This window comes from Alkalicoccobacillus porphyridii, from assembly GCF_007293315.1.
GTDB lineage: Bacteria > Bacillota > Bacilli > Bacillales > Bacillaceae_D > Alkalicoccobacillus > Alkalicoccobacillus porphyridii.
In genome coordinates this window covers 691,067-706,323 of sequence record NZ_VLXZ01000001.1, presented here as the reverse complement: position 1 = coordinate 706,323, position 15,257 = coordinate 691,067, and the positions used below count along the sequence as shown (strand labels likewise).

General features: G+C 39.3%; 7 protein-coding genes. All 7 read left to right on the top strand.

The window, feature by feature from the left end; genetic code table 11:
- The first annotated feature begins 13 nt into the window (after nt 1-13).
- On the top strand, nt 14-1,363 hold the full coding sequence (locus FN960_RS03150; protein WP_143846909.1) for a UDP-glucose dehydrogenase family protein: 1,350 nt from the start codon (nt 14-16) through the stop codon (nt 1,361-1,363).
- Nucleotides 1,360-2,382, top strand: a complete 1,023-nt coding sequence (locus FN960_RS03145) for a GDP-mannose 4,6-dehydratase (protein WP_143846908.1) — start codon at nt 1,360-1,362, stop codon at nt 2,380-2,382. Before FN960_RS03150 ends, FN960_RS03145 begins: the two co-directional genes overlap by 4 nt.
- Before the next feature lie 232 nt (nt 2,383-2,614).
- On the top strand, nt 2,615-2,764 hold the full coding sequence (locus tag FN960_RS22695) for a hypothetical protein (RefSeq protein WP_185970883.1): 150 nt from the start codon (nt 2,615-2,617) through the stop codon (nt 2,762-2,764).
- Nucleotides 2,765-3,239: 475 nt separating this feature from the next.
- Nucleotides 3,240-5,231, top strand: a complete 1,992-nt coding sequence (locus FN960_RS03140; RefSeq protein ID WP_221936785.1) for a T7SS effector LXG polymorphic toxin — start codon at nt 3,240-3,242, stop codon at nt 5,229-5,231.
- 2 nt (nt 5,232-5,233) lie between these two features.
- Nucleotides 5,234-5,707, top strand: coding sequence for an SMI1/KNR4 family protein (locus FN960_RS03135; protein ID WP_143846907.1), 474 nt, complete (start codon nt 5,234-5,236; stop codon nt 5,705-5,707).
- A 151-nt stretch (nt 5,708-5,858) separates the two neighbouring features.
- The gene (locus FN960_RS23135) at nt 5,859-6,074 is read left to right on the top strand and encodes a hypothetical protein (protein ID WP_143846906.1); all 216 of its coding nucleotides are present in this window, start codon (nt 5,859-5,861) and stop codon (nt 6,072-6,074) included.
- A 1,074-nt stretch (nt 6,075-7,148) separates the two neighbouring features.
- Nucleotides 7,149-15,245 (top strand): SpaA isopeptide-forming pilin-related protein, encoded by an 8,097-nt coding sequence (locus tag FN960_RS03125; RefSeq protein ID WP_143846905.1) that lies wholly within the window; start codon nt 7,149-7,151, stop codon nt 15,243-15,245.
- Nucleotides 15,246-15,257: the final 12 nt, after the last annotated feature.

Genomic DNA, 15,257 nt, shown 5'->3' with positions numbered 1-15,257 from the left:
GCAGGCATAGTATATGAAAAATCTTGCGGTGGCCGGTACTGGCTACGTCGGACTCGTTACCGGTGTATGCATGGCAGAGAACGGACATAACGTAACATGTGTAGATATAGACGAACAAAAAGTACAAACCATGCGAGAAGGAATCTCTCCAATTTATGAGTCTGGTTTAGAAGAATTAATGCAGAAAAATATAGAAGCTGGTAGATTGCACTTCACGACGGATTATCAAGCTGCTTATAAAAATGCTGAGACTGTATTTATCGGTGTAGGTACACCAGAGCGAGAAGATGGTTCAGCTGATTTATCCTTTATAGCAACAGTCGCTAGACAAGTAGCAGAATCTATTGAACAAGATTGTCTTGTTGTTGTCAAATCTACTGTTCCAGTGGGGACGAATGATAAAGTAGAACAGTTTATTAGAGATTTCCTTATCAAAGATGTAAGAGTTGAAGTAGCATCAAACCCGGAATTCCTTGCACAAGGATCCGCAGTAAAAGATACATTGGAAGCAGACCGTATTGTTATTGGAACAGAAAGTGAATGGGCAGAAAAAGTATTAACTGAGGTGTATACTCCATTTAATTTGCCTATTGTTTCGGTAAACCGTCGATCTGCAGAAATGATTAAGTACGCTGCCAATGATTTTCTAGCTTTAAAAATCTCTTATATGAATGATATTGCGAATCTTTGTGAGTTAGTCGGCGCAGACATTCAAGATGTTGCTAAAGGAATGAGCTATGATGAGCGTATCGGCAGCAAATTCTTAAATGCAGGTATCGGCTATGGTGGCTCTTGCTTCCCAAAAGATACTAAAGCATTGGAATATATCGCAAAACAAAATGGCTACGAATTAAAAACAGTGAAAGCTGCAATTGATATTAATAATGAGCAGAAGCTTGCTCTTTATAATAAAGCTAGCAAACGTTTGATTACTTTTAATGGCTTGAAAATAGCAGTTCTTGGGCTAACCTTTAAACCAGGAACAGACGATTTACGTGAAGCCCCTTCCTTAGAGAATATACCGTTATTACTTAAGGACGGAGCAGATATCTATGCTTTTGATCCAGTAGGGGATAAGAACTTTGCTAAAGTGTATCCTGAGGGTAAACAAGAAAACGGAAGTATCACCTATGTAACTAGCCCGGAACAAGCATTACAAGATGCTAATGTGTGCTTTATCTTTACTGAGTGGGGAGAAATTAAAGCCGTGACCCCTACCCAGTATAAAGATCTAATGCGTACACCGCTTGTATACGATGGTCGCAATTTGCATAATATCATGGAGATGGACATGAACGGTGTGGAGTATCATTCTATAGGTAGACAGTTAATTAAATCCGCAAAAGGAGCTGTCTTAGCGTGAATGAGAGAAAAGTATTTTTTGTTACAGGTGCTGCTGGATTTGTTGGGTATTACCTTTCCAAAAAGCTCCTTGATCAAGGAAATATAGTAGTTGGTATTGACAATGTGAATGATTATTATGATGTGAAACTAAAAGAGACTCGCTTAAGCCAATTAGAGCCATACGGAAATTTCACGTTTATTAAAGCTGATATTGCTGACAAAGAACGTTTAATGAACCTCTTTGCAGAATATAAACCTTCTATTGTGGTGAATCTTGCTGCACAAGCTGGTGTTAGATATTCTATCGAAAATCCAGATGTTTATATGCAAAGCAACGTTATTGGTTTTTATAATATTTTAGAAGCTTGCCGCCATTATCCAGTGGATCATCTGATTTATGCGTCATCTAGCTCTGTATATGGCGCAAACAAAAAAGTACCGTTTGAAGAAAGTGATTTTGTAGATAATCCAGTATCGTTGTATGCATCTACAAAGAAATCAAATGAATTAATGGCTCATACTTATAGTCATTTATATAATATCCCGGCAACTGGACTGCGCTTTTTCACTGTCTATGGACCAATGGGAAGACCAGACATGGCTTATTTCGGATTTACGAATAAATTCTTTAACAATGAACCAATTCAAATCTTTAACAATGGAGACTTTGACAATGATCTATATAGAGACTTTACCTATATAGATGATATTGTAGAAGGTATTGAAAGGTTAGCCAGCCATGCTCCAACTGGGGATAATGGAGAGGTAAAACATAAAGTATTTAATATCGGAAACAACAATCCAGAAAAACTAATGACGTTCATAGAAACATTGGAAAAATGTATTGGTAAATCATTAGGGAAAGAAGTAGCTTTCCAGAAACAATTTGAACCAATCAAACCTGGTGACGTACCAGCTACATACGCGTCCACTGAGCAACTTCAGCAAGCTGTTGGATTCAAACCACAAACTACGATTGAAGAAGGGTTGCAGCAGTTTACAGATTGGTACGTGGAGTATTATGGGTTAAAAAGCTAATTATAGAATCCCCTTAAAATCTCATATAGGAGTTTTAAGGGGATCTTAATATGAACTTCTAAGAATTTAGTAGAGAGAATAATCAATTTATAGAAGAATAATATGCCTAATCCTTGATGGATGATTTATAGAAGAATCTTATTAAAATAGACTATAAGCTTTTCTTTATTGTAGTTAATATTCGTTACTTATTAGATGACATTGTACTATTATTTTTAATGAGGTGTAATATATGGATGTTTCAAATAGTATCTTGCTTGAAGTAATGATGAAGCTTAAGCGTGACGGAGAAGAAAATATAGAATTTACATTAGAAGAGGCTTTAACGTTTGTTGAAGAAGAATTGAAAATATTAGAATTAGCTCAATCTTCTATTAAATAATGTCCATAAAATAATACTGTCACAATTATAGATAAAGTCTAAGCAGTAGAAATTATTGTTTAAGGCATCATTTCCTCAAGCATAGAAGCAAGAAATAATCTCTTGTTAACCATATAATTCCCCTCGTAGCAAATATTCTATCTTCTTCAGATTACATTACTCAATTTATTTTCAAAAAATGCTTAAGTTTTAAGATAGAGTAGCTTTTATGCTTTTTATTAGAAGTTACTATGAAGTTTTGACCTTTATTTAATAAATTTCCTTATTCTCTCCTCTTTTTAAGACTCTTACATTATATATAGCTGCAACAATCCCCTGACTTCCTATTCGGTAACCCATGAATGCTAGTCCTGCTACTAACCTCCCATTTTTTACTCAATTCCCTATTTGAATAAGGGACTTTTGCAACTCGCTTCATCTTCTCTCTTATTTTACCATGGAAATAAAGTGAAATAATTGGATGGGGAGGGAAGAGATGAAGACACTTCAGGCATCGTTTGTTTATAGCATGATCGGTAATATGAAGTCTGATACGGCTACTCAGATGACGCAGTTGGCTACATATCAGGGGACACTCCTGCAATTTATTACAAACGAAGAAGCGATGACAGGTGCGGGCGGGGATGCCATCCGTGGATATTTTCAAGATGTACATTTGACCTTTGTTACGCACTTGGGAGACACGCTGCAAAGCTGGACGCATGGACTGGACAAGCTTGAAGCGGCGATTAAGGATTTGGACTCGGACGAAAATGCTTCGATCCGTGAGGAGTTTCTAGAAGGCGAGCTCATTCCCAAACTAAAAGATTTAAAAGAGTCCGTTACCACAGCTACAGATGGCATTAATGATGTCTTTAGTGAATATGCCGATGTCATCTCCTTAGATAGACTGAGCGATAGTGATGTTGTGCACGGATTACGCCAAGCAGAGGATGCCGCTGAGGGAATGATAGAGGATCTCTATCATATGGATCAGATGGGTATGAATATCATGCAACCGATAGAAGAGCGAATCGCTCTGATCTCTAGTTTCTTGCAAGAAATTACCGCAAGAACGATCGACGGTAGCCTTTCCCCGATTGGGTACAAGCGAAGCCAAATTGAAGATGTGCAAGACTGGCAAACCATCGCAAGCCAAAATGCAGCGGTTCGTAACGCGCATATGGCTAAGATACAAGAGACACAAATGTACGGCCACACCCTGCCGACTGAATATCTTTATAAAGGCATGTACGAACAAGCGCGAATTGATCCAGAAGTAAGCCCGTGGTATTACATGGAACATTTGCCGGTGAGTGCCGAGGTGAATACGGAAGCGGCGGTGAAGGCGTGTGGTCCGCCACCGGTCGGCGAGGAAGTCGAAAGAGTTTCAGTTGGAAATCAAGGTTACCTTGATGGATATATAAATTTCTTTAAAGGTGTTGGACAGGGAATCTGGAATGCTGGAAAAGATACTCTTGAAGGTCTCAATAATCTTGTAACGGATCCATTGGGCGTATACAATGACACCAAGGACTTCGTTGTCGCTGTAGTAGACGACCCTGCCATTCTAGTAGAAATGGGACAAGCGCTTGTAGACAGTTTTGAGAGAGATGTCATTAATGGTGATGTACAATCTGCAGGGCAATGGTATGGCTACGCTGCGGCAATTGTTGGTACATCTGTCGTTGGTGATAAAGGAATATCCAAAGTGGGCGGCGCTGGAAAGTTAGGAAAAGTAGGCGGTAGCCCAGGCAATACCAGCCAACATAACGTAGGGGTCCAACTCTCAACGCAGAATCCCGTTAGCAAGCCATCATTGACAAGCACCATAAAGCAAACAGGCTTAAATGGTGTCAACGCCATGAATGACTTTGCCCAAAAAACAATGACGAGCACAGCTCAGTTCGCAAACCAAACCGCTCAGAACGTACAAAGAGTCACCAATAAGGCGATAGATAAATCCGTAGAAGCCATGAGCAACCTCGCCGGAACTGGGACGGCAGCATTCGCAACCGTAACAAACGCCGGACGGGCTGTGCCGCCACCACCGAATGTGTTGAATGCAGCTAAGATTCAGAGTGATTTGAGAGTAGCGAATCAGGCGAATTTACGAAAGGTTGAGGCGAAGGCTGGATATCCGAATATATATTGGAATAAAGTTGCAACCTTTAATGGTGTAAAAGTTTATCAAAGAAATGATTTAATAGATCCAAATTTGAAAGATGCTAGAGGCAGAACAAATATTGAAAGAATGAGTAAAGGTTTAGCACCGCTAGGCCCCGATGGTAAGTCAATTAATTTGCACCATACTATCCAGAAGCATGATGGATCTATAGCAGAAGTTACGCACACTTTTCATAAGACTAATAGTTCTATTATCCATATAAATCCTAATACTATACCTTCAGGAATAGATAGGAAGGATTTTAATAAATGGAGAGCATCATACTGGAAAAGTCGAAAAAATGATTTTATAGGAGAATGAATATGACCAATGAGAAATATGAACTTGCCAAAAAGATAATTAAAGAAAATGATGATATTGCAGACTTCACAGATGGATGCTCTGATGTAGCAATTAAAAAAGCAGAGCATTTATTAAATCTAAAATTTGATGGTGTATATCTAGACTTCCTTTTAACGTTCGGAGCTGGAAATTTCGGTTCTCAAGAGATTTATGGTATTATACATGACGATTTTGAACAATCATCTGTTCCTGATAGTATATGGTTTACGTTGACTGAAAGAAAAGAACAAAACTTACCATCACACTTACTTGTAATTCATGATACAACTGTTGGAGAGTTATACTGTTTAGACTTCTCAAATACCAATGCATCTAATGAACCAAAAGTTGTATCATATATATTAGGTGTGGAACTAAATGAGCAGGTTTACAAATTAGTTGCTGATGATTTTGGAGAATTTCTATTGAACTTAGTTAGTCAAGAATTAGAATAATATCCAGTAGGGGGTGATAGATAAAATTTCTATTACTCCTATTAAATATATTAAACTAATACATAATTGTACATGAACTAAATATTGATTATGTAACAAGAGAAGGCTACCTGGTGGCCCGGATCGACTGTCAACTGATAATGGTGGTCATTTGATAGCGAGTATTATTAATGACTCTGGAGAGATTGATAACTTAGAGTTTTGTAAACTAAATGAGGCTATTAACGATACTAAAGATTTCGAATATGATATTTCTATAGAGCGTCGAAGAGGTGTTTTGAATATAATAAATAAAGATATAGAGCAATTAATTAAATTAGGTCAACAATATAATAGAAATGTGCCTTTAGAAATAAAGATTATTTAAAACATCCCTGAAAAGAGTCCATGATTTAGTTTATTCAAATCCTCCAGTCAAATTAGCATCTGACACTTCGACGGGATGGTTTGAAGAAATAAAAACAAGTTTATAAATTGACAAAATGATCGCAACTAATAATTAATTATTTTCTTTAAGGAAACGGCTATTTAGCCGTTTTTTTTTTGGACTTATGGAATATCTAAAGTAGGCGGTAACCCGGGCAAACTTGCCTTTACAGATTGAGAAGGATTCATCAAATTAGAAATGAGCCTAAAGGGAATTCTTTATTTATATAGATAGCGTACCACAACTATCTAACTCGAAAGGGGTGTGTTGTTCAAGCACAATGTCTATTATCCTATCATTATTACGTTTAAATAGAGGTCATTTATAAATGAAAGTTAATAAACTCTAAACGAATATTAGATTAATTGTAGTATTTATGTATTTCAACGGCGATCTCTAAATGTAAACGTGGGGGGACTAGACATAGTATTTTCAACAATAAAACTTGTACTATTGACCAGGATCATAGTAGGGAACAAAAAGAGTTATCCAAATAAAGGGGTATATATAAAACGATAGTATTTCTTAATTTCTATAAAAAAATTTTTAAAAACAGTTGTTTATACACAGTTCTTTAATCCTAGTTTAAATCCTTTTTAGTGTAATTTATCTAAGTTTTCAGTATCTTAATTATGGAATTTATTATGTTATTACACGATTTCTTTACTTTGTAATTACATTTTTGCTTGTCAGTATTTCTAACAATGGCTAAGTAATAGGCGTCGAAAGGTTTCATATCTTCAGGTCCTTCTATCAAAGTGCTTATGAACTTCTACTACACAAGTTAAAAAGTATTAAACATTTAATAAGTCTATATATATGAGTCTATTTACTTAAATAAAATCCAATTTTTAAAATAATTGAGTTGTTTATACGACTATTTGCGGGTGATTAAATTGACATGATATTTAATGATGATATGCTTTCTGTGTAAATATATGGAGTGGAATGACTCAATTTGTCGTATGTTCGATTAAAGTCATATATTTACCAATTAAATTAAAGGAGGGCAATATGAGAAAACAAAAAAGTTTTGTAAGAAAGAGCTTTATGTTACTGCTTATTTTCTTAATTCTTTTTTCTCCGTACGGGCAAGCTGGTTTGACGCAGGCTTCTGAAAGAGATTTTGATGAAGAGCTCGATATTTCAGTTGAAGGGTCGCCTAGCCGAGAGCAAGTTGTTCTTAAAGTGGAAACTAGTTATTCGGATTTGATGAATTTGGAGCTATTGCTTCCTAAAGGTGTGCAATACGACGCAAAGAGCACAAAAGATTTGAATTCTACTAGTCAAGTTACGTATGATGACGATGAAAATAGTTTAAATATTCCGAAAGAAGATACATCTTCTATATCTGAAAAGATTGTATTAACAGGATTTGATATAGGAGAGAACATTCTACAAGTGAGAGGTCATTTAGAGGAAGGTATGACGGATCGTGTAGAATATATCGTATATGTGGAAGAAGAATCTAGTGACTCGTTGAACGATGAGATTGTAGAAGAAGATTCCAATTTCGATGAAGTTGACGAAAGTAAGCCTGAGCAATCAGAATCAGATGGTTCAAGTAAGGATGAATCGTCCGAAGAACAGAATGCTGAAAGTGACACGCCCGAAAGTGAGAAATCTGATGAAGCAAGCGAAGGTACGGAAGATGAATCGTCCCCTCCAAACAGTGAAATAGAATCCCAACAACAAGAAGAATCAAATCAGCATGAAGAAAGCAATGAAAATGAAGATGAGCTTATCTTTACACCAATGGTAGGAGATCTTAATGTAGATATTGATATATCTCCGTTAAATACTAATGTGCTAGCTGGAAATGATGCGGCGTACAAATTAGTATTCAAAACAACTGGTGCTATTACAGAATACACAAATGCTACGATTACAGTGGATTTACCGCTCTCAAATGAAGTAGGATTTAATCAATCGTTGTCAGAACTAAGAATAGCTGGTGTCGAACCAACGTTTGATGCAGAAAATAATCAGTTAGTGTATCAATTTGACACGTTACAAGCAGGACAAACCTATGAAAATATTATTAAATTAACAACTACGAATGGTTTAATAGCGAATGGCTCAGAGCTTGAGGTACAAGCATCCTTTGAAGCGGATCAATTTGATGAAGTTCAAGACACCGCAACCGTCGTTGTTGATGCTTCGACCACGATCTCTGCTTCTAAGCGATATACCGAAGCCAGAGGTAATGATCGAAATATTCCTATTCCTAACGCCCAAACGGTTTGGGTTATGAATGTCGACATTCCGAAGAATAGTACTGGGCAAAACTATCTGGAGCCGGGTTCTCAGATTACTGTAGTAGATACGCTTCCAAATGGATTGTCTTATCATTCTATGGTTGACGGACCAGAACCTGAGCAAAGCGGTAATGTATTGACTTGGACATTCGAAGCACCAAGTATTGAAGATCAAGAAGCAGCAGAAGACACGTTGTTTAACACGGAGCTTGAGATAGTATTAACGGTAGGAAGTAATACAGTGGATCAAACTCTGACGAATAATATCGATGTGACTGCTCAGTTTATTGGTGATGATAATGAGAACAGTGTTAATGCAAATCATAGTGTAACGATCGCTGATTCTGATAGAGCAACTGGAGAAATACGAGGCAGTGTGTATGTTCCTAGTCATCTTGGTCCTATAAATGATAGAGGGAATGTGGGCTCGAATACCAATAGAGACCCCAATCCACTTGTATATGACGACGCGCTCTTAGCTTTTTATCATAATATTTCACCCTTGCATGAGAGCAGTGAAGGGGACTTCCAATCATATACAACAGTAATGAACATTGATGAGAATTTAGTTTTCAAAGAAATGAGAACAGGGGGAACGGCAGCTAGATTTATATATAGACCAACGGCTGATTTTCCACCCGGCGTTCCATTTTTAGATCCCCCTCGATTTAATATTGAGGCAGATATAGATGGACAGTCGAGAGTTGTTCTAATTGAGAATGCAGAGATTGGAAGGATTTACACTAGAAATGATTTAGGGATTGAAGCAAATGCAAGAGTAAATGCTATATACCTAAATTTCACTCATGCTCCTAGTGGCATGGGCGGTGCTCATCCAACATATTATTTTGAAGTTGAACCAGGCTATGTTGGTAATGTAACGAATGAATTTGATGTGTATGGTACTGGAGCCAATGGCACAGTATTTGGGAACAGCACAAATGGAAGGAAATATGGATCTCCAGATTTCTTTAATAATATTGGTGGTCCACGCTCAGCCCAAATTGCCCCAAGACCAACAGATCAGCCACCAATTGCTACAGTAGACGTAGAATTAACGAATCATCAAGGATCCTATGTTGATTTTGGTGATAACCGTATGCGAGTGAACTTAAATACGGAAAATAGTTCTACATTAGCGATGAGTGAGCCATTAGAGGCGATGGTGTTATTACCACCTGGTGTCACTATATCTGATGATCCAGACGCTGGTTTCACCGATGCGGATGGAAGAGCTTCAGATGGGTCATTTGAAATTGTAAGTGATAATTACAATGATACAGGACGACAGCTTGTTAAGTTTAATTGGACAGATCGTCTTCTTAGACCAGGTAAAAACGTAGCCTCTGAGATTAATGTTCAGATCAATGAAGGGGCAGCAAATGTCCTTACCTTTGATGTCTATGGTTTCTCAGGAGATGAGTCATTAACGGTCCCATCTGTTGATAATCCAGGACAAACAGATACTGTTTTACAGACGGATTCAGAAGATTTAAATGAGAATGGAAACACTGACCAACCTCGTTTGAAATCAGGCAACGAATATTATATGAGTGGTCAGTATAATATCCAGACAGAGAAGCTTGTCAGAGGAGAATTAGATGACGCGTTTACGACGTTTGGAAGAACGGTTCCTGGTGGGGCTATTGATTATCAATTAACCCTAACGAATACAACCGGAAGTACGATTTCTACGATGACATTAATGGATGTATTGCCATCTATTGGAGACTTAGGGATTACCGATAATATTGACCGGGGTAGTCAATTTACACCACAGCTGACAGAAGCGATTCAGCTTCCGTCACAATGGGAAGATCGAGTGGATGTGTATTATAGTACGGCACTCACTCCAGAACGAGATGACTTAACAAGAAATACAAACTATCCTGACACGACAGAACAGCTCTCTAACCCAGAAGGGGCACAGGCACCTAATTGGGTCTTGGCATCAGAGGTAGAGGATTGGTCTTCCATTCATTCCTTTAAAATTGAGCTTAGTGATGGAGTAGAGTGGATTGATGGGGAAGATATCGCCATTGCTTTCTCTATGATGGCTCCAGAAGCAGCGGACGTTGATCAAAGTGTATTGGATAAGACAATCAATCCTACACAAAGAGCCGCATGGAACTCTTTTGCCATCGCGACTGATCAAGGACAACCTGTTGAACCAGCAAGAGTTGGCGTGTATATGGATTTAGATAACTCTGTTCAACTTACTAAACAGAGTGAGGATGGAGAGCTCCTTGAGGGAGCCGTGTTTACGCTATTTAATGAGGTTGGTGAAGAGGTAGCTACCGGCTTAACAACCGATGAAAATGGTATTCTTTTCATTGAGGATCTTTTGCCTGGAAACTATGAATTAGTTGAGACACAGGCGCCAACGGGTTATGTGTTAGATGCTACACCTATTCCTTTTACCATTGATTTGGCAGTTCAAGAATTAATTGAACTGACAAAGGAGAATAGTCCCGTACCAGGATCTGTAGAACTTAGTAAAGTCGGAGAGGATGGCGAAACGCTTGAAGGAGCTGTTTTCAGCCTATTCGATTCCGACGATAATGAGCTTCAGACTGGTCTAACCACAAATGAAGAAGGTTTACTAGTAGTAGAAGACTTAGCGCCAGGCAGCTACTATTTTGTAGAGACGGAGGCACCATTTGGTTATGTGTTAGATGATACACCATTACCATTTGACATCGTTTTTAACCAAGAAGTACAGGTAGGAGTAACGAAAGAAAACACGTTAATACCAGGTGCGGTTGAACTGACGAAGGAAGATGAGGATGGAACGATTCTTGAAGGCGTAGAGTTTGAACTTCAGGATCGTGATGGCAATACAGTACGAGAAGGTTTGCTAACGGATGATGAAGGTAAACTTTTCATTGACGATTTAACACCGGGACGTTATCAATTGGTTGAAACAGCAACACTTCCAGGCTATGAGTTGGATCCAACACCGATCCCATTTGAGATTGGCTTAGGTCAAACAACCGTAACGGAAGTAAGCTTTGTGAATGAGTTTACACCAGGGTCTGTCGGTTTAACGAAAGTCGGCGAAAGTGGAGATACACTTGAAGGAGCTGTTTTCAGCCTTTTCGACTCCGAAGATAACGAATTACAAACAGGTCTAACGACTAATGAAGAAGGTCGATTGGTTGTAGAAGAACTAGCACCAGGCAGCTACTACTTTGTAGAGACGGAAGCACCGTTTGGTTATGAGCTGGATGATACGCCATTAGCATTTGACATCGACTTTAATCAAGAAGCGCAACTGGAACTAACAAGAGAAAATCTCTTGATTCCGGGAGCGGTTGAATTAACAAAAGTGGATGAAGAAGGAACCGTTCTTGAAGGCGTAGAGTTTGAGCTTCAAGATGCTGACGGAAATGTGTTACGTGAAGGATTACTTACAGATGAAGAAGGTACACTCTTTATTGATGATTTAACTCCAGGAAGCTATCAGTTGGTGGAAACAGCAACGCTCCCAGGATATGAACTGAATCCAACACCGATTCCTTTCGAAATTGGTTTAGGAGAGACGACAGTAGGAGAACTCAGCTTCATGAATGAGTTTACGCCGGGATCTGTTAGCCTAACAAAAGTTGGGCAAGACGAGGCAGTACTTGAAGGAGCAGTCTTCAGCTTATTTGATGCAGAAGATAATGAACTCCAAACAGGACTAACCACTAACGAAGACGGTCAAATCGTCGTCGAGGATTTGGCACCGGGTACCTACTATTTTGTAGAAACAGAAGCACCATTCGGCTATGAGTTAGATGCTACGCCGTTAGAGTTTGAGATCATCTTTAATCAAGAATCGCAGCTAGAATTAACCAAAGAAAACACGGTGATTCCAGGCGCTGTTGAATTGACGAAAGAAGATGAGGGTGGAGCTGTCCTAGAAGGTGTAGAATTTGCCCTTCAGGATCGTGAAGGAAATGTATTACAAGAGGGCTTGCTAACGGACGAAGATGGAACGTTGTTTATTGATGGTCTAGTACCAGGCAACTATCAACTAGTCGAAACAGCAGCGATTCCGGGATATGTATTAGATCCAACACCAATCCCGTTTGAGATTACACTTGGTCAAACAGAAACTGTAGAACTAAGCTTTGTAAATGAGTTTAGCCCAGGATCTGTTGGATTAACCAAGGTTGGGGAGAGTGGAGAAACACTTGAAGGAGCTGTTTTCAGCCTATTTGATGCAGAAGACAACGAACTTCAAACGGGACTAACCACAGATGAAGACGGAAGAATTGTCGTTGAAAACCTTGAACCAGGCAATTACTACTTTGTAGAGACGGAAGCGCCATTCGGCTATGAGTTGGATGACACACCGTTAGAGTTTGAGATTGTCTTTAATCAAGAGGCGCAATTGGAGCTAACGAAGGAAAACACCTTAATTCCAGGAGCGATTGAGCTAACAAAAGAAGACACAGACGGAACGGTTCTTGAAGGGGTAGAATTTGAACTTCAAGATAGCGAAGGAAACACCCTACGTGAAGGATTGCTCACAAATGAGGAAGGCAAGCTGTTGATTGATGATTTAGCACCAGGAAATTATCAACTCATTGAGACAGCAACGCTTCCTGGATATGAGCTAGATCCAACACCGATAGTGTTTGAAATTGGCTTAGGAGAAACAACGGTAGGAGAATTTAGTTTTGTTAATGAATTCACGCCAGGATCTGTCGGACTGACAAAAGTCGATCAAGAAGGAGAAACGCTTGAAGGAGCAGTCTTCAGTTTATTCGATGCAGAAGACAATGAACTGGAAACAGGACTAACTATAAATGAAGAAGGACGCTTGGTCGTAGAAGAGTTAGCACCAGGGGCGTACTACTTTGTGGAAACAGAAGCACCATTTGGATACGAGCTAGACTCTACACCACTCGAGTTTGAGATTGTATTCAATCAAGAAGCACAGCTAGAGGTAACAAAAGAAAACGTATTGATCTTAGGTTCCGTAGCGTTAGCAAAAGAAAACGAAAATGAAACAGGTCTTGAAGGGGTAGAATTTGAACTTCAGGACACTGAAGGAAATACATTGCGTGAAGGGCTACTCACAGACGAGAATGGTGTGCTGTTGTTAGATGATTTAGAACCAGGCAGCTATCAATTCGTTGAAACAGCTACAATTCCGGGATATGTGTTAGATCCAACACCGATCTCCTTTGAGATTGAACTAGGTCCAACGGATATCATTGAATTGAACTTCATCAATGAATTTACACTAGGATCTGTCGGACTGACTAAGGTCGATGAAGAGGGAGAAACGCTTGAAGGAGCGATCTTCAGTTTATTCGATGCAGAAGACAATGAACTTCAAACGGGACTGACAACAGATGAAGAAGGACGCTTAGTCGTAGAAGAGTTAGCACCAGGGACGTACTACTTTGTGGAAACAGAAGCACCGTTTGGGTACGAGCTAGACTCTACACCACTCAAGTTTGAGATTGTCTTTAATCAAGAAGCGCAGCTGGAATTAACAAAGGAAAATACCTTAATTCCAGGAGCGATTGAACTGACGAAAGAGGACGAAGATGGTACAGTGATTGAAGGAGTAGAGTTTGAGCTTCAAGACAGCGAAGGCAATATGCTGCGTGAGGGACTCCTTACAAACGAAGAAGGTAAGCTGTTGATAGATGATTTAGAACCAGGCAGCTATCAACTAGTGGAAACAGCGACGCTTCCAGGCTATGAGTTAGATCCAACACCGATTTCATTTGAAATTGGTTTAGGCCAGACAACGATTACTGAAGTAAGCTTTATCAATGAGTTTACGCTCGGGTCTGTCGCACTAACAAAAGTGGACGAAGAAGGAGATACGCTTGAAGGAGCGGTCTTCACATTATATGATGCAGAAGACAATGAACTCCAAACCGGTCTAACGACAGATGAAGAAGGTCGATTAGTCGTTGAAGAATTAGCAATAGGTAACTACTATTTCGAGGAAACGGAAGCACCAGTAGGGTATGAGCTTGATAACACGCCACTTGAGTTCGAGATTGTTTTTAACCAGGAAACTCAGCTGGAGGTTATAAAGGAAAACTCTGCAATTCCGGGCGCCGTTGAACTGACAAAAGTGGATGAAGAGGGAGAGAATCTCGAAGGAGCTGTCTTCACTCTATATGACTCTGAAGATAATGAACTCCAAACCGGTCTAACCACAAACGAAGAAGGCAAACTGGTGGTCAATGATTTAGCGCCAGGTAGCTACTATTTTGTAGAAACGGAAGCACCGTTTGGATACCAGATTGATGAGACTCCACGATTATTTGAAGTAGAGTTTAATCAGCAGGAAGTTGTCATGATTGAGGTAGTCAACGAATTGATTCTAGGTCATGTCACCATTATTAAAGTGGATTCGGAAACCGATGTTACCTTACAGGGTGCGGAATTTGAAATCCGAGATGGACAGGATCAAGTAGTTGAGACGGTCACGACAAATGATCTTGGCTTGGTAGATGTACAAGATTTAACGCCAGGTGACTATCAATTAATTGAAACGAAAGCGCCTGAAGGGTATCAACAGTTAGTTGAAGCAATTGCGTTTACGGTGCAGGTTGGAATGGAAGAAACTCTAGAGCTATTCGTACAAAACACGAAGCTGCCACCTGGAGAATCAACTCCACCACCACCAACTGAAACACCAGATCCACCGACTACACCAGAACCACCAGAACCATCTGATACGCCGCCAACAAGTGGATCATCAGAGGATGTTCCTAAAACATTGCCTCAAACAGGAGAAGAATGGTTTAGATATCTACTAATTGCAGGTTCATTATTGATCATTGTTGGAAGCTTACTCATTGTATTTAATCGAAGAAAAGTGACCATGGCTTAAACAAGAGGAGGT